The organism is Fimbriimonadaceae bacterium (assembly GCA_019454125.1).
GTDB lineage: Bacteria > Armatimonadota > Fimbriimonadia > Fimbriimonadales > Fimbriimonadaceae > JALHNM01.
The window spans coordinates 289,010-310,508 of sequence record CP075365.1 but is presented as its reverse complement, the minus strand read 5'-3'; the positions used below and the strand labels follow the sequence as shown (position 1 = coordinate 310,508).

Sequence of the window (21,499 nt, the reverse complement as noted above, 5' to 3'; positions counted from 1 at the left end):
CAAAAACCTTTCGCCGCCCCTGGTTTTCCCCATCCGGAGTCTACTGCGGGGGTTGGGCCCAAACCGGAGTGTCCCCACTGGAAAGCCAGGGCTGGCGTCCCGACAATTCTCCTAAGTCTCTCCATGTTCGCCTTCATCGGGATCGTCGTCGGCATCGTTGCGACGCTGCTGGGCTATACCATGCACGGCGGCAACGTCGGGATTTTGATCCAGCCCACCGAGATCATCATCCTGGGGGGGGCGGCCGTGGGCATCTTCCTTGCCAGCTACGGCATGCCGATGCTGACATCGACGATCAAGGCGGTCCTTGGCCTCTTGAAGCCGCCGCCAGGCAAGCAGGCCTATGTCGACCTGCTGAAGATGATGTACCAGCTCTTCACGATCGCCAGAAAGGAGGGGCTCCTCGGCCTTGAGAAGCACGTCGAGAACCCGCACGAGAGCGATGTGATCAAGAAGTACCCCAGCTTCCTCGCGAACCACCATGCGGAGCACTTCTTCTGCGACACAATGAAGGTGATCTTGACGGGCGCGGTCGGCCCCCACGACCTCGCCGAGATGATGGAGCTCGACCTTGAGGTCGCCCACCACGAGGAAGAAGGCCCGGTCGAAGCGCTCCAGAGCATCGCCGACGCCATGCCCGCCGTCGGCATCGTCGCGGCCGTCCTCGGCATCATCATCACGATGGGCAAGATCGGCGGCGACCCCGCCGGGATCGGCCACTCCGTCGGCGTGGCCCTGGTCGGAACGTTCATGGGCATCTTCGCGGGCTACGTCATCTTTGCCCCGATGTCGAAGGCGATCTCCACGAAGAACAAGGCGCTTAGCTCGTACATGAACTGCATCCGGTACGCCCTCTTCAGCTTTGCCCGGGGCGAGAGCCCGATCACGTGTGTCGAGTTCGCTCGCCGCAACATCGACCCCAGCATCCGCCCCGGCTTCCAAGAGCTCGAGAAAGCGGTCAAGGAAAAGGATGCGGCGTAACCCGAGTGCGCAATAGGAATTCAGCCGAACCAACCCGAACTAACCCGAACAATCCCCATGCAAGAAGCAACCCCGATCATTATCAAGAAGAAGAAGGTCCAGGGCCACGGTCACCATGGCGGTGCCTGGAAGGTGGCTTACGCCGACTTCGTCACGGCGATGATGGCCTTCTTCATGGTGATGTGGATCATGGGGATGTCGCAGGAGACCCGCGACGTGATCCAGGGTTACTTTCGCGACCCCGCCGGGTTCATGAAGAACCCGCCCAAGCTGTCGGTGAACGTGGGCCCCGAGGGCGGCACCCTTCGCAGCCCGATGGGTCAGGCCGGCGCCGCGGACAAGGAGAAAGAGGAAGTCGCCGTGATGCGGGCCATTCGCGACCAGATCGAACAGGCGGCCGAGTCGGACCCTGCTTCGAGGAAACTTCTGGAGTCGAAGGGCGTCGAAGTGAAGCTGACCCCCGACGGGGTCATAGTCGAGCTCACCGAGAACGAACAGAACAGCGAGGTGTTCTTCAAGCTGGGGAGAGCCGAAGTGCGGCCGGCCGCCCGCGAGATCCTGGCGAAGATCGCACCGATCCTCGCGAAGACGGGCCGAGAGATGGTTGTGGACGGCCACACCGACGCCCGCCCGCTACCCACCGCGAACTACGACAACTTTGACTTGAGCCACGACCGGGCGAACGCGGTGCGTCGGCTCCTCCGCTCTGGGGGGGTGCCGGAGGAGCAGTTCTTGGCAGTACGAGGGTTCGCGGCGCGGCAGCCCCGCCGGCCTGAGGACCCCAATCACTTCAGCAACCGACGCGTCTCGATCCTGATCCCATACTCGTTCAAGCAGGCGACGATCGCCGGGCTCCCGGCTGACGTCTCACGCGAATCGGTCGAGGGCGTGTTCCGGGTTCCCAAGCCGGCGGGGCCGGACGCAGTCGACCTTCGCCGCGAGTAGGCGTATTCGGTCTGGATGCGCAGGACCTTGCCGTCGTCGGCGCGGACCGGGGCATCTTTTCGAGCGCGATGCCGATCCAATTGATAGGAAAAGTGCATGACTCGGGAACACCTAAAAGCTGCCTTCACTGCAACTGGCTTGCCCTGCCCGCCAGGGGCGGTGGGGGGTGGGGCTCCAGGTTTTGGTCGCCGCGTCCGTTCTTGCCCCGGAAGAGCCGTTCAAGGAACCAGAGGAGGTAGTCGATCTCCGGCGTCGGCCGGACTTCCCGCCGGACGACTTCCATGGCGTCCGAGAGCCCCAGCTTCGACTTGAAGAGGAGCTTGCACGCCTTGTGCAGGGCGAGGCGCGCCTCCTGGGTGACGCCGATCCGGCGCAGGCCGACCGCATTGATGTCGTGGACGGTCTGTTCCAGCCCTTCGACCAGCATGAAGGGGGGCACGTCGCGGACGATTCGCGACATCCCGCCGACCATCGCGACCCGCCCGATGCGGACGAACTGGTGGACGCCCGTCATCCCCCCGATGTTCACGAGGTCTTCGACCGTGACGTGCCCCGAGACTCCCACCGAGTTGGCCATGGTCACGTCGTTGTGGATCGTGACGTTGTGGCCCAGGTGGACGAAGGCCATCAGATAGTTGCGGTCTCCCACGACGGTGGCGTTGCCCTCGCCCGTGGCCCGGTGGATGGTCACGTACTCGCGGAAGACGTTGTCGTGGCCGATGTTCAGGTAGGTCGGCTCGCCCGCCCATTTGCGGTCCTGGGGATCGCCGCCGATCACGGACCCTTGGGCGAAGACGTTCCTTTCGCCGATGGTGGTTCCGCCCCGCACGGTCACGTGCGATTCCAGCCGGGTCTCCCGGCCGATGACGACGCCCGCCTCGACGAAGCAGTAGGGCCCAATGTCGACGCCTTCAGCCAGCTCGGCTGCAGGATCGACGACGGCGGTAGGGTGGATTCGGGTCAAGGGGGTCAATCTCGCGGCACTAACTTGAAGGTGAGTTCCATTTCGGCTGCGATCTCGTCCTCCACCCGTCCCACCGCTTTGATCCGCCCAACAGCGCTTTTCAGCCACAAGAGTTCGACGTCTGAGACTAGCACGTCGCCGGGAACGACCTGGCGTCGAAACTTCACTTCGCCGATCGCGCCGATGAGGGGGACCATGCCTTCGAACCGGGGTTCGGAGAGCAAGATGACCGCGCCGGCTTGGGCCATCGCCTCCACGATGAGGACTCCGGGCATGATGGGCAGTCCAGGGTAGTGGCCGCTGAAGAACGCCTCGTTGATGGTCACGTTCTTGATGCCGCGGCACTTTTTGCCAGGCTCGATGTCGACCACTCGGTCGACTAGGAGCATGGGATAGCGGTGCGGCAACAGCCGCATGATTTCGTTAACGTCCATGTCGCAGACCGTTTCAGGGTGCTTCGGTCTGCCCGAGTTTATCACGCGCGTCCAAAGCCACCGCCTTTCGGTGCTTCTCCCGGCGCGAGAAGTAGGCTTCTTTAGCCACGAGCAGCACGGTGAGCCCGAGAATGCCCAGGATCACTAACTCGAAGTTATCGCGCACGAACGCGATCTGCCCCAGGAAATAGCCCGCCAGGGTGCACGTCCACACCCAGACGAAGGCGCTGATGACGCTCAACGTGAAGAACTTTCGGTACGGCATGGCGTCCATGCCGGCCACGAACGGGACGACCGTGCGAACGACCGCCAAGAACTTGCCGAGGATGATCGCCTTGGCGCCGTGCTTCTCGAAGAACTGCTCTGCGTGTTCCAGGTGCGAGCGTTTGAAAATTTTGGAGTTCGGGTTGCTATAGAGGCTGCGCCCGAGGAAGCGGCCGATCCAAAAGTTCGTGTTGTCGCCCAGGATCGAGGCGGCGGTCAGCAGGAAAAGCAGCGTGAAAATGTTCAGCTGGGCATGAATCGGGTTTGCGAAGAGCCCCGCGGCCAGCAACAACGTGTCGCCCGGGAGGAAGGGCATGATCACGAAGCCGGTCTCGCAGAAGATCAGCCCGAAAAGGATCGCGTAAGTCCATCCCTGGTACTGGTTGATCACCGATCCAAGGTGCTTGTCCAGGTGCAAAAGAACCTCGATCAGGGAAGGGTTGTCCATGCTTCAGGCGATTATGTTTGGACCGTCAATCGGTGCCAAAGCCAAGGGTCCGACGCCGCTGGGCCAAGCGGCGCAGTTTCTTCACGGCCGAGACTTCGATCTGGCGGATCCGTTCTCGGCTCAGCTTCAATTCGTCACAGAGTTCGTCGCGTCCGGCGTCCCCGCCCCCTTCCTCGATCCGGAGCCGGTGGGCCATCACCTTCTGTTCGCGTTCGGTGAGCTCGCTCAGCGCATGGAGGATCTCTTCGATCGCCTCCGAGTTGAGGGCCTCCGCCTCGGGGTCGATCGCGTTGTCGTCGCTAATGAGGCTGCCCAGGGTGGCGGAATCGTTCTCGCCGACCCGGATGTCCAGACTCACGAGGTCCTGCGAACACTGCAGGAGCGTTCGCAGGCGGCTCGAACTGATGCCGAGGCGCTCGGCCAGCTGCTCGCACGAAGGTTCCGTGCCGAGTTGCTGTACCGCGATCTGCCGCTCTCTTTCGACCCTGCGGAGGGCTTGGCTCACGTGGGCGGGCAAGCGGATCGCGCTCGTCTTGCCCGTGATCGCTCGGGCGATCGCTTGCTTGATCCAGTGGGTGGCATAGGTGGAGAATCGGAAGCCCTTCTCCGGGTCGAAGCGGTCGATGGCTTGCAGCAGCCCGATCGCCCCCTCCTGCACGAGGTCCTCCAGCGAGATGCTCCGGTGGCGGTAGCCCTTGGCAATGTTCACCACCAGGCGCATGTTCGCCTCGACGATCCGCTTCCGAGAGTCGGAGCAGCCCGCTTGGGCGGCCCGGGTGAGGGTCATCTCTTCCGCGGCCGTCAGGAGGGGTGTTTGAGTCAGCCGACCAAGATAACTTGGCAGCTGGTCATCGTATCCAAAGGCCTCGCGAGACACCATGGCCTAAACTCCTCCTCCTCCAGTACGGCAAGTTCCGTGCCGTACCGGATACAAGTTACTACGCCGCCCGGTTGCGCGACGTAGCGGCTCCTCTTCCCCTTCGGACGTGCGACAATGCAGAGAGTTCGATGAACGAGGAGGCGATCCTTCACCGGAGGTCTGCGGGCTGGATTCGATTGAAGCAGCTAGGCGACCGTGTGGACGTCGGTTGGGACCGGCTTTCGGGCGCAGAAGTCCTCGAGTTCGTCCGGCTATACCGCCAGGCGTCGGCCGACCTCGCCTACCTCACAAGCCACACCAGCAACGTCGAGGTGATCGACTACCTGAACGCCATAGTGAGCCGCGCCTACGGCCAGCTGTATTTGCGGCCCCGCCGGTCGTTTTGGCGGTCTCTGCCGGGGTTGGTGGAGGAAGGGGCGCGGGTGGTCCGCCGCCAGTGGTGGGCCGTGGCCCTTTGTGCCTCGATCTTCTTCGCGGGGTCGTTCTTCGCCTTCGGCGTCGTGAAGGGCGCGCCCGCCTACCGCGAACACTTCGTGCCCTCGCAAATGGAGGAGCTTTTCACGGAGTGGAAGAAGGGCCAGTTCAAGGAGCGCGAAGGGGGCCAGTCCATCGCGATGACCGCGCTCTATGCGGGGAACAACCCGCGGGTCGGTATCCTCATGAACGCGGTTTCCCTCTTGACCCTGGGGCTCGGCACAGTGTACATCTCGTGGTCGAACGGCACCATCATTGGCGCGCTCGCGGCCGAGATGGACTCGGTGGGCAAGCTCGGCTTCCTCCTGTCCTCGGTCGCGCCGCATGGCGTCTCGGAGATCGGGGGGCTCTTCATTGCGGGTAGCGGGGGCTTGGTCTTGGGTTGGGCCGTCGTCCGTCCGGGGCGTCGCACGAGGGGCCAGGCCCTGGCCGAAGCGGGCAAGGACGCCTTTGGTCTGCTCGTGGTGGGCCTCGTCATGATCGTGATCGCTGCCCCTATCGAAGGCTTCTTCAGCTTTAGCCCGGCCGTCCCCCAGGAAGCCAAGGTCGGGGTCGCGGCCCTCTCGATGCTGGCCTATGGCGCCTACTTCGTGGGCTATGGCCGCGAGGTCACCACTGGGGACGGAAGAGCCAAGCCAAGATCCCGCCCGCCAGAACGAGCGCCCCGAACAACGTAAAGATATTTAGTGGCGAGGGCACGCTGAGCCCGATGAGGGCGGCCGACCCGAGGGTCACGGCCACCACGCCGAACGAGACCACGATCCGCCCCAAGACGCGGGACCGGCTCGTGCGAAGCCGGACGACGTCCAGAACATAGGGCCCCTGGCACTGGTTGCAGGCGATGGAGCCGGGCTCGTTCGCGCTCCCGCACCGGGGGCAGGGCACGGGGGCGAGGTCTCGGGGCCGCAGTTCGGCCTTCCACCGCGCCAAGAGCCGCGCCTCGTTCGCGAAGATGTCGCTCTGGTTGCGGTTGGAGAACGGGTCGTAGCTGGTGGACATGCCGCTTAAGACGCGGTCGGCCACGGCGACGGCCTGGCCGCGGAGGCCGAAATCGTGCATCCCCTTCGCCAGGGCGAGCCAGGCGGCGGCGTTGTCGGGCCGCTCTCGCAGGGCCTCCTGCATGCGTTCCAACCGGTCGACCTCCACTGCGTCCACGTCGGCAAAGGCGAGCTTTTCTTCGGCAAAGGGGAGTGTGACCATGACGGCGAGCAGGACGAGCGCCACCGTCGCGGTCACGACCAAGCTCCCGGAGACGGCAGCAAGGCCGAGGCAAGAGAGGAGGCAACCGATCCCGACCAGCCCCTGGAGAGCGCCGACGTCGCCGGCCACCATTCGGTGGACCATCCAGACCACGCCCGCCCCCGTGATGGGGACCAGGGCGAGGACGCCGAGAAAGCTGACCAGCTTCTCCATTAGATAAAGAGTGACGAGGCGGAAGGCCCAGAGAGTTCACATTTGGCCGCCTTCAAAGCGGGCGTCCGGCACTCGGGGCCGGTGGCGCAGGCCGCTGGTTTGAGGAACCCCGAGCTAGGCGAAAGGCCCAAAGGGTCCACGAACCGGCCCCGCCACCAGTCGTCAGAATTGACCGTGCTGATCATCGCGTCGGCCCTGCTTATGTCCTCGATGCGCGAGGTCTCGTTCTCCTATAAGCCGAAGACCGAGCTCGTCTCCGTCGCGGTGGCCGGGGAGTTCAACAACTGGGACCGGGGTCGAAACCCGCTCGCGAAGGGCGCGGACGGAGTCTGGCGCGGCACGGTCGAGATCGCGCCGGGCGTCTATCAGTACCGCTTCGTGGAGGACGGAAAGAGATGGGTCCCCGACCCGAGCGCGCCCGCCGTGCTGGATTCGAACGGCAACACGAACTCTATGCTCGTGGTCGTGCCGCCGTTCTTCGACGGGCAACCCGGCGTGGTCGGGGACGGGTTCGTCACGATGGAGGCCCTTGCCCACTCGCCAGATGCGCGCGACGTCGTCCGTCGGGACGCGGCCCTATGGCGCTTCCGGCTGCGCACACGGCACGCCGACGTCCAGTCGGTCTCCGTCGTGCTGGACGGCGGCGGCACCGCGAAGCTCCAGGTGACCGAAAGCGACCAGCTCTACGACTATTGGGAGGGGGACGCCGCCACCAGTGCCGAGACGGTCGGCTACCGGTTCCAAGTGACCGACGGCCCGAGCGAGACGCTTTGGCCCGAAGGCGAGGGCTTCAAGATCGACGCCAAGGGGTGGCCGTTGCCGAACGTTCCCAAGTGGGTGGGCCGGACCGTCTTCTACCAGATCTTCCCGGAGCGCTTCGAGAACGGCCGCTCCGACAACGACCCAGAAAGGCTTGAGCCCTGGGGCAGTACGAAGAACCTGCGCGGAGACTTTGGCGGCGACCTCGCAGGGGTGGCCAGGCGCCTGGGCCACCTGCACGAGCTGGGCGTGAACGCGCTCTATCTGAACCCGGTCTTCGAGGCCGGTTCCTACCACGCATACGACACCGTCGACTACTACAAGATCACGGAAAGGTTCGGCGACGAGGACGACTTTAAGGCCTTGACCGCGAGGCTAAAGGCGATCGGCATAAGGCTCGTCCTCGACGGGGTCTTCAACCATTCATCCCCCGACTTCTTTGCGTTTAAGGACTTGCGCGAGAAAGGGGAAGGCTCGGCCTATCGCGATTGGTACACGGTCCACCGGTTCCCGGTCGAAGTGAAAGAAGGGCAGCAAACCTATGCCACGTTCGCGGGCGTGAGCAGCATGCCGAAACTACGCGGGGACAATCCCGAAGTCCAGGAATATTTCGCCAAGGTCGGGGTCTACTGGATCAAGGACATGGGGGCCGACGGGTGGCGTCTGGACGTCGCCGACGAAGTCGACGAGGGCTTCTGGCGGCGCTTCCGCGCGGCCGTCCGCGGGGCGAATCCGGACGCCTTCCTCCTTGGGGAGGTGTGGGGGGACGCGCGCCGGTTCCTGCGCGGCGACGAGTTCGACAGCGTGATGAACTATCGCTGGCGTCGCATCGTCCTGGACGGCGTCGTCGAGGACCGGATCACTCCCAAAGAGATGGGCCTCCGTCTCGCCTCTCTCCGAGATTCCTATCCCAAGGGGGTGGAGCATGCGATGTTCAACCTCTTAGGGAGCCACGACACCCCGCGCATCAAGACTGTGGCGAAAGGGGACATGGACAAGGTGAGGCAACTTGCCATGCTCCAGTTCACGTATCCCGGGGTGCCGAGCATTTACTATGGCGACGAGGTCGGCATGGAAGGCGGCGCGGACCCGGACTGTCGCCGCACCATGGATTGGACGAAAAGGACGTGGGACGTCCGCCTCTTCACGTTCTACCAAGACCTCGTGAAGCTCCGTCTCGGGGTCAGGGCCTTGCAGGAGGGGCAGTACCGCCTGCTCGCGGCCGACGACCGGACCGGGCTCTTCGCCTTCGAGCGGCGGGGCCGGGACGAGAGTGCGGTGACGGTGCTGAACCTGGCCCCGGCCAAGCGTCGGGTCGAAGTCTCGTTCGCGGCCAACGGTCTGTTGGCGAGCCTGGCCAACAAAGCCACGGCGAGGCTGAGGGCCGGCGCGGAAGGGTCTATCGCCTCCGCTGCCACCGCTGAGATCGACCTTGAGAAAGGGGGCTGCGCGACCCTCGTCTTTAAGCCGCTGATCGGGTTCGACCTGGCGAAGCAGTTTGGGCCGAAGAAGAAGGCGCCCTCTGACCGGTCTCGACACCCGATCGACCCGTAATGTGAGCCGGCTGGGACTCGAACCCAGGACCCGCGCCTTAAAAGGGCGCTGCTCTACCAACTGAGCTACCGGCTCGTTGCGAAGAAGGAATCTACCCGAGTCCTCATTCTTGAGCCTTGCAGGCCCGGGGGTAAAACGCCCCTGTGAGCGACCTTGGCATGACCTACGCCAGTGCGGGAGTCGACGTCGGCGAAGCGGAACGCGTCCTGCGGATCGTCGCGCCCCGTATTCGCGAGACCCACAACGAGCGCGTGCTGGGCGGCATCGGGGGTTTCGGGGCTATGTTCTCGGCCGTCTTCTCCGAGATGCGCCAGCCCGTGCTGGTCACGAGTATCGACGGGGTCGGCACCAAGACCAAGGTCGCGGCGATGGCGGGCGATTTCTCGAACATCGGGTTCGACATCGTCAACCACTGCGTCAACGACATCCTCTGCCAAGGGGCGCGGCCCCTCTATTTCCTTGACTATTTCGGCTGCTCGCGCCTGAGCGGGCCAATCTTCGAGCAGGTGCTCGCGGGCGCCGTCGAAGCGTGTCTCCAGGTGGACTGCGCCTTGGTGGGGGGTGAGACGGCGGAGATGCCCGGCGTCTACCACGACGGTGAGATTGACATCGTCGGCGCGATCACAGGCGTTGTGGAGGCGGACAAGCGGCTTCCCCGCATCCGGCCGCAGGCGGGCGACCGGATCATCGGCATCGCGAGCGACGGCCTCCACACCAATGGGTACAGCCTCGCCCGCAAGGTCCTGTTCGAGCAGGGGGGCCTCTCCGTCCGCGACCCCATGCCGGATTCGGAGGTCACGATCGGCGAGGAAGTGCTGAAGCCGCACCGGTGCTACGCCAAGCCGCTTTTGCCGATCATTGACGACTTGCCCGGGCTCTATTCGCTCGCCCACGTGACCGGGGGCGGCATCGCGGGCAACCTCTCGCGGGTGATCCCGGCCAACATGCGCGCGGAGATCTCAAAGCGCGCTTGGGAGCCGCTGCCGATCTTCCGCTTCATCCAGCGCCAAGGCAACGTGCCCGAGGACGAGATGTACCGCGTCTTCAACATGGGCATCGGCATGGTCGCGGTCGTCTCCGCGGACGCCGCGTCCGAACTGGTCCGACGTCTAAACGAAATGGGCGAGGCGGCGGCGGAGATCGGCCAGCTCCGCACCGGGTCGCAGGACGTCCAGTTCGTCTAGGCGCTCAGCCGAGGACGTGGAAGAGCAGGCGCGCGTTGCCGAGGGCGATCTCGCTCCCGTCCTCGATCTCGCCCGATTCGACTCGTTCGAAGTCGTCGCGGCGGATGTAGGTGCCGTTCGACGAGCCGAGGTCGGTGATCGTCCAGACCCCGTCGGCGCACTCGATTCGGGCGTGCTTGCGGGAGACGTAGGAGCCTTCCGGCAAGGGCCCGAGGTCGACGTCGATCGGCCCCACTTCGGGGTCGAAACGGCCGATGAGGGCCGGCGGCGCGAACTCGAAGACTTCTTCGGTCTCCACGCCTGCGCGGACCACGGTCAGCCGCCCCCGGGCTTGCCCCGGCTCGGCCGCGGCCTCGGAGGTCTCCTCGGCCATCGGCTCCATCTCTTCCACCATCGGCTCGAGTTCTTGAGCGTCGTTCGTCATCGCTTAAATCTTCCTCGGTAAAGATTGGGGGCCCCACCAGGTTACCCCGGGCCTAATCCGTAGGAGGATTGACGCTTTTTGTCGCTGGTTTGACTCACCAGGCCGGTTCGGCCGGGGTCGGCGCTTCGACGAACAGGTAGGCGAGGCCCGCTCCCAGCGAAGCGACCACCCGGTCCGCGGTGGCCTCGTTGGAGATGCTGAGGAAGCCGGCCGGCTCCATCGCCGCGTCCTCGACCGGCCACCGCACGCCGCTCAGGGAGATGCCGGTGGAGGCGACGAGCGGGATGAGCGAGACCCGGCCCCCCGGCACGGCGGGGACCGCAACCTGGTCGCCCGGGGCCAACTTCCAAGCGATCGCCCGTCGCAAGACGATGCGGCCCCGCAGGGCGGACCGACCCAGGCTGGAGAGGGTCGCCATGACGTGGTCCAGCAGGTCGCCCTCGGCTTCGATCAGGGTGAGGGCGGTGGCACCTTCGGCCATGGCGAGGTCAAGGAGCTTGTCGCAGTCGGTGCGATGCTGGTCGCCGTCCTGCACGACGCGGATGTCCGGGCTGTGTAAGGAAGGGTCGAAGGAGTCAAGGTCGCCGATGACGTGCGGCGTGAAGCCCATGCGGATCAGGCGGTTCGCACCGGAATCCGCGGCGTAGACCACGTCCGCGGACTCGGTCCAGGCGCGGAGCATCGGCTCTGGGGTCTCCCCTCCCCCCAGAACCCCGAGGACCCGTCGCTGCACCTCATAAGTTTATCCGTCCCGGGCACACCGCCTTTCGTCAAAAGGTTTTTTATCGCGTCCTGGCCTAAGATCGTGCGGCTGTCTTACGACTGCAGGTTCATCCCTCGGAATTTTCCACAAGTCCCCTGCCATTTGTGGCGGCATCCCGTGTGTATACTCGCCCACCCCAGGGGCCTCTTCCTGGACTTGCCGATCGATGTCTGACCAATATTCTTTGATGGACCGGGAGGACGCCGTCACCTTGCGTGACGCTTGGGAGCAGGTGCTTTCAGAAGTGCGTCCCGAGTTGCCCGACACCGCCTTCGAGAAGTTCCTTTCTCCGCTGACGCCCGCCGAGACCGAGGGGACGACCGTGATCCTCGACGCTCCCGGCAGCTTCGTCGCAGAGTGGGTGCGCCAGAAGTACGCGGAGCTCTTGGAGGCGAAGCTCTCCGAGCAGTTGGGCCGCTCCATCAAGCTCAACATCCGCATCCAGCAGCGCGGCAAGCCCGAGCCGACCAAGGCCGAGGTCGGCGTCATCAGTCGGCAACCGATCACGGTCGAGCCCAAACCCGCGTTCAAACCGTCGGAGCGCTACCGGTTCGACACCTTCGTGGTCGGCCAGAGCAACCGGCTCGCCCACGCGGGGGCCAAGGCCGTGGCCTCGGCGCCAGGGGTCCGCTACAACCCGTTCTTCATCTACGGGTCGTGCGGGCTGGGCAAGACCCACCTCCTGCACTCGATCGCGCACGAGATCCACCGCCACAACGCGCAGGCGCACGTGGTCTACATGACCGGCCAGCAGTTCGCCGAGGAGTTCGTCCACGCGCTCCAGTCGAACCGGATCGAGGCGTTCCGCAAGGCGCAGCGCGGCGTGCAGGTCTGGCTTCTGGACGACGTCCAGTTCATCGCGGGCAAGGAACGCACCCAGGAGGAGGTCTTCCACACCTTCAACTACCTGCACTCGCTGGGCAAGCAGATCGTCCTTTGCTCGGACCGCCCTCCGCGCGACTTGCTCCTGATGGACGAGCGCCTTCGGTCGCGCTTCGAGATGGGTCTCGTGGCGGACGTGCAGATGCCGGACACGGAGTGCCGTTGCGCGATCCTCCAGAGCAAGGCCAAGCAGGACCGCATCCAGCTGGACCACGAGGTCGCGATGTACCTGGCCGAGTCCGTCCACTCGAACGTCCGCATCCTGGAGGGCGCGCTCATCAAGATCGCCACCGAGGCGAGCCTCGACGGCGGGCGGATCACGCTGGGCCTGGCCGAAGCAGTGGTCGAAAAGTATTACCGCAACATCGGCGCGGCCAAGCCGAGCTTCGACCAGATCCTGGACAGCGTCTCCAAGCACTACAAAATCCCCCCTTCGGACATCAAGGGCTCCAGTCGCAAGGCGCCCATCGCCCATGCCCGCCACGTGGCGGTCTACGTCACCCGTGAGATCACGGGCGACTCGTGGAAGCACATCGGTGCGCTCTTCGGCAACCGCGACCACACCTCCGTGATGCACGGCTATCGAAAGATCCGCGAGATGATGAACCGGGACAAGGAGCTGAACGCCTCGGTCCAGTTGCTCATCAACAACCTCTTCCCCGAAATCTAGGCGCGTCCGTTCGCTCTAAACTCACCGTAGCGATGGTTCTTGAGCGGATGACTTGGCAGGAAGTGCGGGACCTCTCCCGCGACGTCGTGGTGCTCGTCCCGACCGGCTCGATCGAGCAGCACGGGCCGCACCTGCCGCTTTGCACGGACACCCTCCTCGCCAGCCACGTGGCCGCGCGGGCCGAGCAGGCCCTGCCGGGCCAGGTGCTGCTGACCCCTGCCGTCTGGCTCGGCGCGAGCGCGCACCACCTCGCCTTCGCGGGCACCCTCTCGGCGAGCTTCGAGGGATACGACCTCGCTCTCGCCGCGGTCTTCGACTCCTTGGCGCGCGAAGGGTTCTGGAAGTTCTTCGTCGTCAACGGCCACGGCGGCAACGCCGCGCCGAACGACATCGCCTGCCGCCGCCTGAAGGCTGGGCGGGAAGAGGTCGTGGTCGGCCACGCGATGTACTCGGACTTTGTGGGCCCCGAGGTCTTCGAGCAGGCGATGCGGGGGCCGGTCCGCTCGATCCGGCACGCTTGCGAGGCGGAGACCAGCATGGTGATGCACGTCGCCCCCGACCTAGTGCGCACCGGGCGCCTGCGGGACGACGGCTTGGCGGACCCCAGCCTCAAAGGCCTGGCCTGGAACTTCGACGAGGTCAGCGAGGAGGGCTCGTATGGTTATGCGACCTTGGCCGATCCGGAGACGGGCCGCGCGATCCTGGAGGCCGCCGTAGAGGGCCTGACCGCGCAACTTAAGGCCATGGCCGAGGGAGTTTCCCTCCAGAGCCTGCCGCCGAATCCGGTACGCTAGCGGGGATGACGCACGGACGTTTCGTCGCCGGCACACTCGCGCTCGCCATGGCAGTCTCGGCCCTCGCCCAGGACAATTACGGCGGGGTCTCGGTCGGCTTCTTCCTCCCCTCGGACTCCACGCTTCGCGACCGCCTGGGCGCGTCTTGGTTCAGCTTCGGCGCGTCGCGGATCAAGGTCGACGGCTATAAGAAGCGCAATATCGGCTTCGACTGGAACGGCTTCAGCAAGGAGCGGGACGGCAACAAGGTGTTCATGCTGGCCGGCTCGATCGGCCTCGTGCAACCCATCGGCATGGCGGGCAACATGACGAGGCCCTACTTCGCCGTGCGCGGCGGCTTGAGCTATATCGACTACGCGGTGGACGTCACCGGCGTCCGGCGCGAATCGGCCAAGCGGATCGGTTTCAACGCCAACGCCGAGGTCGGCATCAATGTCGGCGAGCGGTTCACGGTCAGCGCCCGCTACGACGTCATGCCGAGCTATGACGGGCTGAACTTCAGCGGCTTCAGCGTCCAGCTGCAGTACGGCCTCGTCCGGTTCTAAGGCCCCACCCGCTTAGGGATTTTGGGGTGGTTTTGGCGCGTGCCGGGTATGTCGGTCCCGACTGTTAACAGGTTATTAACATAGCCTATTCAAGCTACAGGGCAATCTGCGGGGGGTAGTGGTTCTTGGGCCGCTATCCTCCGAAGGAGCTCTTCTATGAAGCGTAAGGCCTTTACCCTTATCGAGTTGCTCGTGGTCATCGCGATCATCGCGATCCTTGCAGCGATCCTTTTCCCCACATTTGCCCAGGCCAAGGTCGCCGCCAAAAAGACGACCATGATCAGCAACACGAAGCAGCTCGGGCTTGCGATCTTGATGTACGCGACGGACAGCAACGACATCTATCCGCGCCAGGACGACTGTGTCGACCAGTCGTCGCTGAACCCCGATCTTAACAAGAAAACGTATAGCCGGTTCGGCGTCGGTTGCCTCGGCGCTCCGTACTTCTACCGCGTGAACCACTACTCCTGGCAGAAGTGGGTGCGGCCTTACACGAAGAGTGTGGACATCTTCAAGCACTCGGCCCGGCCCCCGATGGATCTGGACACTCCAAGTTGCCCGGGCGGAGTTTGGTCGGGCTGCGGCCAGATGGGGGGCACGATGGCCATCAACACGGCCTTGACCGGCTCGTTGAACACCTACGGAAAGGGCCCGAACGACAGCGGCCAGTTCCGCGACAGCTTCCTGGGCGGGAGCCAGACGGCCGTCCCCGACCTTTCCGCTGCGATGATGCTGATGGAGCTGTTCAATCCGAACGTCACGTTTTCTTCTGTCTATCTCACGCCGTCCTTCCAAGTCCGCCAGACTGCTTATCCGGTCGCGATCAAGGACCTCTGGATCCCTTCGTTCATGACTAAGGTCGGCAGATTCGGCTGCGTCTATAACAACGAGATCGACAAGACGAAGTACCCGTTCATGGACCAGATCACCATAGGAACGGCCGATGGCAGCGCGCGGACGATGCACATCCGCAAGTTCCTGGAGAACACGCCGTCTCGCGCCGAGTACACGGTCTCGAGCATCGGCTGGGGATGCGGTATCGACTCCGGCGGGTTCTCGCTCAACAACGCTCCGGTCTGGACTAAATCGTGGCCGATGTGGGCGCTGGAATGATGAGGTCCCTACTCTTGATAGTGGTCGTTGCGGCCGGCTTCGCCTTGGTCGGGTGCGAGGACCGGATGGGCCGCTCGGACCAAGCCATCCAGGAAGAATTCAACGCCCAGAAGCAGTACAACGACGAGTTCATCAAGAACGAGCCGCTCGAGCCCGGCGAAGGCCGGGTCAACTAAGGCCGCGCACCTGCCCTCCCCTCCACGCTATCGGGGGGAGGGCAGGTCTTTTCTCGCCAGGGCTCCGATCCGGAAGGATTTTAAAGCAGCGAGCTTAAGAATCGCAGCTGCGATAGGCTTGGATCAGGGCGCGCTCGCCCTCCTTCCCCGCTTGGGCGATGCCGTGCTCCATGCCCATCACCCCGGTAAAGCCCTTGGCCCGAATGTGGCCGAAAACGTTCTTATAGTTCACTTCGCCCGTGGTCGGTTCGTTCCGACCCGGGTTGTCCCCGATCTGGAAGTAGGCGATCTCGCTCCAGGCGAGGTCCATGTTCGGGATGAGGTTGCCTTCCTCGATCTGCTGGTGGTAGAGGTCCATCAGAAGCTTGCAGGAGGGGCTATCGACCGCGCGGCAGATTTGAAAGCCTTGCGCGACCTTGGTGAGGAACAGTTCGGGGTGGTCTCGGTAATTGAGCGGCTCGAGCACCATCACGAGCCCGTGCGGCTCAAAGATCTCGGCGCCGCGCCGCAGCGCCTCGACGACGTTCGCGGTCTGGTAGCCCATTTCCAGCCAGTGGGCGCAGGTGCCTGGCACGACGGTCATCCACTTGGCGTTCACCCGCTTGGCGACGTCCACCGAGGTGCGGCACTCGTCCAAGAATTTGTCGAGCGAGTCCTGCTTGCCGGTGGTGAGGGTGGCCGACCAGGCGGTGCCGAGGTTCACGACGAACACGCCCATGGTCATGCCGAGCTGGTCCATCTTTTTGGCGATCCTTTCCTGTTCGTCGACCGGGAAGCTCTTCATCTCGTTGCACTCCCAGGCTTTGAAGCCCTCGTCTGCGGCGAACTGGAGCTGGGCGATCTTGTCGTCCCCGGCGTGGTTCGAGAACATCCCGAAGTGGGGGGCATATTTCAGCGAGAAGGGCATCGGTTCCATAGGCGGGGGCGTCCTTTCCGCCCTGGCGGCCAGGTTCAGGAGCGGGGCGCCCATCAGGGCGATCCCCCCTTTCACCACTTGGCGCCGCGAAGGACGGTCTGACATCTAGGTCGGATTACACCCGGAGGGCGGACATTTCTGCCCGCCCTCCGACGACGTTTTCGCGAATTGTGCGGTCGCGCTATTCCGCTTCGCCGCTTGAGAGGCCCTCGATGACCTTGATGAGCGGGAGGAACATCGCGATGACGATGAAGCCGACGATGAAGCCGAGGAAGATGATCAGGATCGGCTCCAGGGCCGCCGTGAGCGAGGCGAGCTGGGCTTCCACCTCGGCCTCGTAGAAGTCGGCGATCTTCTGCAGCATGTAGTCGAGCGAGCCCGATTCCTCCCCGACGCCGATCATGTGCACGACCATCGGCGGGAACATCTTGCTGGCCTCGAGCGGGTCGCCGATCCGGTCTCCTTCGCGGATGCGGGCGCGGGCGTCGAGCACGGCGTCCGCCATGATCGAGTTGCCGACCGTGCCGCTCACCGTCTCCATGGCTTGCAGTATGGGGACGCCCGAGGTGAGCAGGGTGCCCATCGTGCGGCTGAACCGGGCCATGCAGATCTTGTGGTGCAGCTTGCCGAAGACGGGCAGCATCAAGCGGATGCGGTCCGCCGTCCTCCGGCCAAAGCGGGTGGAGACGAAGAGCTTCCAGCCGCCCCAGACGACCGCGATGGTGATCAGGATGATCAGCCAGTTGTTCTTGAAGTTCGCGCTGAGGTCGATCAAGAACTTCGTCATAGCGGGGAACTCGTCGTCCTTCAGGCCGATGTCCTTGAAGAGCTGGGCGAACTGCGGGACGACCCAACTGACGAGGAAGATGACGATGCCGATCGCGGCGACCATGACGAGCACCGGATAGGTGAGGGCGGACTGCACCTTGCGGCGCAGCGCGACGTCCGCTTCCAAGAACATGGAAAGGCGCTGAAGGGTCTCTTCCAAGACGCCGCCGACCTCACCGGCGCGGATCAAGCCGACGAAGAGGTTGTTGAAGGCCCGAGGGTGGCGTTGCATGGCGCGGCTCAAGCTTTCGCCGCCCTCGACCCTCTCGCCGATGTCCAGCAAGATCCTTTTGAGCTTGGGGTTCTGGGTCTGGCGGCTGAGCACGTCGAGGCAGCGGACCAGGGAGACGCCCGCGTCCACCATGGTGCTGAACTGGCGGCAGAAGACGGCCAAGTCCTTCAGCTTGACCCTGCCGGTCCGCTTGGTCGAAGTCTTTCCAGACTTCTTGATCATGCTGACCTCGACCACTTCGAGGCCCTGCTCGCTGAACCGGTTCCTTAAGGACTGCTCGTCCTCAGCCTCGGCCGTGCCTTTCTGAAGGCCCCCGCTCAGGTCTTTAAAGGTGTAGGAATAGACTGGCATCTGCGTGTCGCCCGCGCTTCTCTTAGAAGACGGCGAGTTTACTCGACAAGTTCAGTTTCGGTTCCCCTTTGCGTGTCCACGATATCGGCTGGTCTAATTGCGGCGTTGGCGGGTGGTTCTTTGCCTGGGGGAACGCTGCATGGAGCGGCGAACTGAGCCTCGAACCGGGCGGCGACTTGCCGCATTTCGACCGTGACGATGCCGTTTCGCTCGATCCAGGATCCGACCCTTTCCAGTGATCTCCTGGCCCCATCCTCGTCGCCGAGCCGGACGAGGGCGCTGGCGCGGGTCGTCTCCAAGTGGGCGGGGACCGCCCAGACGTCGGGGAGCTCGCCGGGAAGCAATCGAAGCGCCCTTTCTGGGAAACCGGCCGCGTCCCAGCAGTCCGCCAGGTAAGAATCGGTCAGTTCCTGCATCTCCGGCGCCCCTTTGGCCGCCGCCAGGTCGGTCGCCGCCCCGAGGGCGGCCTCCATCTCCGCGACCCTCCCTTGTTCCGCGTAGAACTTGGCCAGGAAGAGGTGTAGAGACCACGTCTCGTACCAGGTCATGGGACGGGCGAAGCACTCTTCCAGCCGCCTGATCGCGCGGGCCATGCGGTCGATCCCCCCGGTGCCGTACTGAACCCAGGCGAGGCAGGCTTCGGGGAGGTGGCTCACAAGCTTCGGCGCCTCCCAAAACGGCAAGTCCCGCGCCTTGAGCGCGTACCGCCGCACCTCCTCGACCCGGAACGATTCGCAAAGGTCGCCCGCCCGCACGTTGTAGTACTGGCCGAGGAGGGCCGCGGCGAAGTCGTCGTGCTGGGCCAGTCGCCACGCCTCGGCCTCGAAGCCGGCCGCTTCGACCTCGTTGACGGTGCGGTTGCGGGCGAGCGTCTCGACCAAGGCCTGGAGCCATTCGGCCAGGCCGTCCCGACCCGGTTCGGCCGATGTGACGGTGAGGCTCCGCCCGCGCAGGGAGGCCCTTTCTTCCGGGGTCGCGCCGCAGAGTGTGGCCAGGCGGTCCAAGCTCTCCTGGCTCGGCACCCGGTCCCCCGTCTCCCAGAGGCCGAAGGTCGAGCGCGCCACGCCGAGCCGGTCAGCCAGTTCTTGGGCGGAGAGCCCGCTCCGCCCGCGGAGCGCGCGCAACGCGCTCCCGAAGGCCGGGGCAGAGACCCCGATCTGGTCGAAGAACTTGCCGTCCTCCTGGTCGAACTCCTTCACGGCGCGGGTGCCGCGCGGCGCCCGCAGGGCCCCGAAGACCCGGAGCTTCTCGGCCGGCCCAGTCCCGAGGGCGTCGAGGACCAGTTCGAGCGGGGCCACATCCGGCTCGACCTTCCCCGCCTCCCACCGCGAAAGGGTGGACTTGGCGACCTCGGACCGGCGGGCCAGCTCTGAGAGCGAGAGACCGGCGGCAAGCCGCCTTTCACGGACGAATTCGCCCGCCGTCAGCTTGGTGGTGACCGTTGCGACCCCCTCCATCAGCCTCTCTCCCTGGTTTTTAGCATACGCCGTTCCACTTTCCGCAGAACCGCCGTCGGTTGCCCCGCCCTGCCCTATAACTGCGGCATGCCCGCCGGGCAAGGCGGGGAACAAGGAAAAGGACCATGAACAGCACGATTCGAAACATCGCCCTCGCGGCTCTCGTCACCGCAACCACCGCCAGCTTCGCCATCATCCGGCTGGACACGAAGCCCGACGCCGACTACATCAAGTTCGGCGACGAGTTCAAGTTCGTCGGCAAGGTCTCTGACAAAGGCGGCTGGGGCAGCGGCACCCTCGTCGCCGAGCAGTACGTGCTCACCGCCGCCCACGTAGTGGACGGCCTCAAGGCGCGAGACCTGACGTTTTCGCTGAACGGCAAGGACTACGAAGTCGAAGAGATCTGCCTGAACGACAAGAACCCTTGGAAGGAGGGCGAATCGAAGGGCAAGGGCAACGACGTCGCTGTCCTGAAGCTGAAGGACAAGGTCGCCGGCACCGACCCGGCTAAGTTCTATGGCGGCAAGTGGGACACGAAGACCCTTTACGCAGCGGAGGCCGCCTTCGCCGGCTTTGGCTATTACGGCGACGGCAAGACGGGCAAGGACGACAAAGACGACAAGCGACGGGCGGCCACCAACGCGATCGACGCCATCGACCTCGTTAACCCGACGAACAACGAAAAGATCATCCAGAACACTTTCATGGTGGACTTCGACAACGGCGAAGAGGCCAACAACACCATGAAGAAGTTCTCCCCACTGGGCGCGAACGAGTCGGTCGCGGCACCGACAACGCTCGAAGGCTGCACGGCTTCGGGTGACAGCGGGGGAGGCTTCTTCATCAAGGTCGGCAAGGAGTGGCACATCGCGGGAGTCGCGGAGAGCGCAGACTCGTCCGTCTATGGAGCGGTGCCCTTCTTCACGGCGCTTCGCGACAACCAGGCTTGGGTCGATACCAAGGTCGTCCCGGAACCGGGCACCATGCTCGCCGTCGCCGCGCTCCTGGCCGGGCCCGTCCTGCGGCTCCGACGCAAGCGCGACTAAGCCTCTGACCCCCGCATCGCTCCCGACGACACCCCCGCAAAGCGCGTTTGAGGGGGTGTCGTCGGGTTCGTGCGCCGGTCGTGTCGCGGACCGCCACCGCGGATTTCGGGGCCGGGCGCGAACCCCATGGCAAGAAACGTCACAAAGACAGGCGCCGCGCGCAACTGTCTTTGAGCAGGTCCCCACCCATGTCGGGAGGAAATCATGCATAAAACCAAAACAAGCCTCGTCGTACTCGCTCTGGGCGGCATCTCCCAGGCGCAGACCCTCTACGCGGTCGCCCAAGACCGTGGCCTGTACTCCATCGACGTGTCCAACGCGGCCGCGACCAAGCTCGCCACCCTTTCGGAAGAGGCCTTCGGCCTGCACATCTGGGCGGGAGACGGCTCGCCCTATGCGGGGACCGTCTACGTCACGAACGGAGCCGGGGAGCTCAAGAGCGTCCTGAACCTGCAGACGGGCCAGCTCAGCGACGTCCTTTACACGCTCGGCGGCGGCACCGGCACGCCGGATTTGGATTTCGGGAACGACCCGGCGGAAGGCGACGCGCTCGTCGCGGCCACCGACGAGGCCGAGACCGGCTTTGTGATCAGCCCGCCCGCGAAGGGGCCGATCAAGAAGCTGAAGCCTGACTCCTCGATCGGGCGCGCGATGGCCTTTGGCTATAACGGGACGAGCTACTACACGCTCGACTCCACCAGCGGCGGCCAGAAAGTGTTCAAGACCTCGACCTCGGGCAACGCCACCGAGATCGGCGCGCTCTCGGGCGCGAAGGCGGACATCGACGGCGTTGCTTGGAGCGGCTCGGCCTTCTATGGGCTCGACGTCAATGGCGGGCTCTACTCACTGGACCTGGATACGGCCAAGGCGACGTACATTGGGGACACCAAGGTCGTCGGTTGGCGCGACGGCAGCTTTGGGGACCCGGTTCCAGAGCCGGCGACGCTCCTCACGCTCGCCGCCGCCGTCGGTCTCCTTGGGCGTCGCCGAAAAGGCGCCTAG

At 64.6% G+C, this 21,499-nt stretch carries 22 protein-coding genes and 1 tRNA gene; 12 read left to right on the top strand and 11 right to left on the bottom strand.

The annotated features are described in order from the left end of the window. The first annotated feature begins 123 nt into the window (after positions 1-123). Both motA and KF733_01525 read left to right on the top strand, forming a co-directional pair. Positions 124-981: a flagellar motor stator protein MotA gene (motA, locus tag KF733_01530; protein ID QYK56165.1), complete on the top strand. Its 858-nt coding sequence runs from the start codon at positions 124-126 to the stop codon at positions 979-981. A gap of 57 nt (positions 982-1,038) precedes the next feature. After that, the gene (locus tag KF733_01525; protein QYK56164.1) at positions 1,039-1,926 is read left to right on the top strand and encodes an OmpA family protein; all 888 of its coding nucleotides are present in this window, start codon (positions 1,039-1,041) and stop codon (positions 1,924-1,926) included. Positions 1,927-2,050: 124 nt separating this feature from the next. Here the strand turns inward: KF733_01525 and lpxA are convergent, their stop codons facing one another. The 4 genes from lpxA to KF733_01505 are packed head-to-tail and all read right to left on the bottom strand — an operon-like array spanning position 2,051 to position 4,916. Then, positions 2,051-2,890: an acyl-ACP--UDP-N-acetylglucosamine O-acyltransferase gene (gene lpxA, locus KF733_01520; GenBank protein ID QYK56163.1), complete on the bottom strand. Its 840-nt coding sequence runs from the start codon at positions 2,888-2,890 to the stop codon at positions 2,051-2,053. Between the two features lie 5 nt (positions 2,891-2,895). Further along, complete coding sequence (gene fabZ, locus KF733_01515) at positions 2,896-3,324, bottom strand: 3-hydroxyacyl-ACP dehydratase FabZ (protein ID QYK56162.1); 429 nt, start codon at positions 3,322-3,324, stop codon at positions 2,896-2,898. 13 nt (positions 3,325-3,337) lie between these two features. Beyond that, positions 3,338-4,036 carry a VTT domain-containing protein gene (locus tag KF733_01510; GenBank protein QYK56161.1) on the bottom strand — a complete coding sequence of 233 codons (699 nt, stop codon included), beginning with the start codon at positions 4,034-4,036 and terminating at the stop codon, positions 3,338-3,340. Between the two features lie 25 nt (positions 4,037-4,061). Continuing rightward, on the bottom strand, positions 4,062-4,916 hold the full coding sequence (locus tag KF733_01505) for a sigma-70 family RNA polymerase sigma factor (GenBank protein ID QYK56160.1): 855 nt from the start codon (positions 4,914-4,916) through the stop codon (positions 4,062-4,064). Between the two features lie 128 nt (positions 4,917-5,044). On the opposite strand from KF733_01505, the gene KF733_01500 reads away from it, so the two are divergent. After that, complete coding sequence (locus KF733_01500) at positions 5,045-6,067, top strand: stage II sporulation protein M (protein ID QYK56159.1); 1,023 nt, start codon at positions 5,045-5,047, stop codon at positions 6,065-6,067. Here KF733_01500 and KF733_01495 read toward each other — a convergent pair. Continuing rightward, complete coding sequence (locus KF733_01495; GenBank protein ID QYK56158.1) at positions 6,000-6,803, bottom strand: zinc ribbon domain-containing protein; 804 nt, start codon at positions 6,801-6,803, stop codon at positions 6,000-6,002. The genes KF733_01500 and KF733_01495 overlap by 68 nt on opposite strands. Positions 6,804-6,977: 174 nt before the next feature. Between KF733_01495 and KF733_01490 the strand changes: the two genes are divergently transcribed. Beyond that, complete coding sequence (locus tag KF733_01490) at positions 6,978-9,116, top strand: alpha amylase N-terminal ig-like domain-containing protein (protein QYK56157.1); 2,139 nt, start codon at positions 6,978-6,980, stop codon at positions 9,114-9,116. Between the two features lie 2 nt (positions 9,117-9,118). Here the strand turns inward: KF733_01490 and KF733_01485 are convergent. Further along, positions 9,119-9,191, bottom strand: a tRNA-Lys gene (locus KF733_01485). Between the two features lie 68 nt (positions 9,192-9,259). Here KF733_01485 and purM point away from each other — a divergent pair. Then, positions 9,260-10,300: a phosphoribosylformylglycinamidine cyclo-ligase gene (purM, locus tag KF733_01480; protein QYK56156.1), complete on the top strand. Its 1,041-nt coding sequence runs from the start codon at positions 9,260-9,262 to the stop codon at positions 10,298-10,300. A 4-nt stretch (positions 10,301-10,304) separates the two neighbouring features. Here the strand turns inward: purM and KF733_01475 are convergent, their stop codons facing one another. Together KF733_01475 and KF733_01470 are read right to left on the bottom strand one after the other, a co-directional pair. Then, on the bottom strand, positions 10,305-10,724 hold the full coding sequence (locus tag KF733_01475) for an FHA domain-containing protein (GenBank protein QYK56155.1): 420 nt from the start codon (positions 10,722-10,724) through the stop codon (positions 10,305-10,307). 94 nt (positions 10,725-10,818) lie between these two features. Beyond that, positions 10,819-11,457, bottom strand: coding sequence for a thiamine diphosphokinase (locus tag KF733_01470; protein QYK56154.1), 639 nt, complete (start codon positions 11,455-11,457; stop codon positions 10,819-10,821). Between the two features lie 196 nt (positions 11,458-11,653). Between KF733_01470 and dnaA the strand changes: the two genes are divergently transcribed. The 5 genes from dnaA (at position 11,654) to KF733_01445 (ending at position 15,667) form a co-directional block, all read left to right on the top strand. Then, positions 11,654-13,039, top strand: coding sequence for a chromosomal replication initiator protein DnaA (gene dnaA, locus KF733_01465; GenBank protein ID QYK56153.1), 1,386 nt, complete (start codon positions 11,654-11,656; stop codon positions 13,037-13,039). 32 nt (positions 13,040-13,071) lie between these two features. After that, positions 13,072-13,833 (top strand): creatininase family protein, encoded by a 762-nt coding sequence (locus tag KF733_01460; GenBank protein QYK56152.1) that lies wholly within the window; start codon positions 13,072-13,074, stop codon positions 13,831-13,833. 5 nt (positions 13,834-13,838) lie between these two features. Then, a complete protein-coding gene (locus tag KF733_01455; GenBank protein ID QYK56151.1) occupies positions 13,839-14,378 on the top strand; it encodes a hypothetical protein in 540 nt (179 codons plus the stop codon). A gap of 156 nt (positions 14,379-14,534) precedes the next feature. Then, positions 14,535-15,491, top strand: a complete 957-nt coding sequence (locus KF733_01450; GenBank protein QYK56150.1) for a prepilin-type N-terminal cleavage/methylation domain-containing protein — start codon at positions 14,535-14,537, stop codon at positions 15,489-15,491. Positions 15,492-15,511: 20 nt separating this feature from the next. Then, positions 15,512-15,667: a hypothetical protein gene (locus KF733_01445; protein ID QYK56149.1), complete on the top strand. Its 156-nt coding sequence runs from the start codon at positions 15,512-15,514 to the stop codon at positions 15,665-15,667. Positions 15,668-15,761: 94 nt separating this feature from the next. Here the strand turns inward: KF733_01445 and KF733_01440 are convergent, their stop codons facing one another. The 3 genes from KF733_01440 to KF733_01430 form a co-directional block, all read right to left on the bottom strand. Continuing rightward, positions 15,762-16,688 (bottom strand): TIM barrel protein, encoded by a 927-nt coding sequence (locus KF733_01440; GenBank protein ID QYK56148.1) that lies wholly within the window; start codon positions 16,686-16,688, stop codon positions 15,762-15,764. 76 nt (positions 16,689-16,764) lie between these two features. Further along, positions 16,765-17,994, bottom strand: coding sequence for a type II secretion system F family protein (locus tag KF733_01435; GenBank protein ID QYK56147.1), 1,230 nt, complete (start codon positions 17,992-17,994; stop codon positions 16,765-16,767). Positions 17,995-18,032: 38 nt separating this feature from the next. Continuing rightward, complete coding sequence (locus KF733_01430; GenBank protein ID QYK56146.1) at positions 18,033-19,451, bottom strand: helix-turn-helix domain-containing protein; 1,419 nt, start codon at positions 19,449-19,451, stop codon at positions 18,033-18,035. A gap of 125 nt (positions 19,452-19,576) precedes the next feature. On the opposite strand from KF733_01430, the gene KF733_01425 reads away from it, so the two are divergent. After that, positions 19,577-20,497, top strand: coding sequence for a trypsin-like serine protease (locus KF733_01425; protein QYK56145.1), 921 nt, complete (start codon positions 19,577-19,579; stop codon positions 20,495-20,497). A gap of 204 nt (positions 20,498-20,701) precedes the next feature. Next, positions 20,702-21,499, top strand: a complete 798-nt coding sequence (locus KF733_01420; protein QYK56144.1) for a PEP-CTERM sorting domain-containing protein — start codon at positions 20,702-20,704, stop codon at positions 21,497-21,499.

Bases quoted from the DNA above. Each gene is read 5' to 3' on its own strand.
- motA (QYK56165.1), top strand. From the start codon at position 124: ATGTTCGCCTTCATCGGGATCGTCGTCGGCATCGTTGCGACGCTGCTG.
- KF733_01525 (QYK56164.1), top strand. From the start codon at position 1,039: ATGCAAGAAGCAACCCCGATCATTATCAAGAAGAAGAAGGTCCAGGGC.
- fabZ (QYK56162.1), bottom strand. From the start codon at position 3,324: ATGGACGTTAACGAAATCATGCGGCTGTTGCCGCACCGCTATCCCATG.
- KF733_01510 (QYK56161.1), bottom strand. From the start codon at position 4,036: ATGGACAACCCTTCCCTGATCGAGGTTCTTTTGCACCTGGACAAGCAC.
- KF733_01505 (QYK56160.1), bottom strand. From the start codon at position 4,916: ATGGTGTCTCGCGAGGCCTTTGGATACGATGACCAGCTGCCAAGTTAT.
- KF733_01500 (QYK56159.1), top strand. From the start codon at position 5,045: ATGAACGAGGAGGCGATCCTTCACCGGAGGTCTGCGGGCTGGATTCGA.
- KF733_01495 (QYK56158.1), bottom strand. From the start codon at position 6,803: ATGGAGAAGCTGGTCAGCTTTCTCGGCGTCCTCGCCCTGGTCCCCATC.
- KF733_01475 (QYK56155.1), bottom strand. From the start codon at position 10,724: ATGACGAACGACGCTCAAGAACTCGAGCCGATGGTGGAAGAGATGGAG.
- dnaA (QYK56153.1), top strand. From the start codon at position 11,654: ATGTCTGACCAATATTCTTTGATGGACCGGGAGGACGCCGTCACCTTG.
- KF733_01460 (QYK56152.1), top strand. From the start codon at position 13,072: ATGGTTCTTGAGCGGATGACTTGGCAGGAAGTGCGGGACCTCTCCCGC.
- KF733_01455 (QYK56151.1), top strand. From the start codon at position 13,839: ATGACGCACGGACGTTTCGTCGCCGGCACACTCGCGCTCGCCATGGCA.
- KF733_01450 (QYK56150.1), top strand. From the start codon at position 14,535: ATGAAGCGTAAGGCCTTTACCCTTATCGAGTTGCTCGTGGTCATCGCG.
- KF733_01440 (QYK56148.1), bottom strand. From the start codon at position 16,688: ATGTCAGACCGTCCTTCGCGGCGCCAAGTGGTGAAAGGGGGGATCGCC.
- KF733_01435 (QYK56147.1), bottom strand. From the start codon at position 17,994: ATGCCAGTCTATTCCTACACCTTTAAAGACCTGAGCGGGGGCCTTCAG.
- KF733_01430 (QYK56146.1), bottom strand. From the start codon at position 19,451: ATGGAGGGGGTCGCAACGGTCACCACCAAGCTGACGGCGGGCGAATTC.
- KF733_01425 (QYK56145.1), top strand. From the start codon at position 19,577: ATGAACAGCACGATTCGAAACATCGCCCTCGCGGCTCTCGTCACCGCA.
- KF733_01420 (QYK56144.1), top strand. From the start codon at position 20,702: ATGCATAAAACCAAAACAAGCCTCGTCGTACTCGCTCTGGGCGGCATC.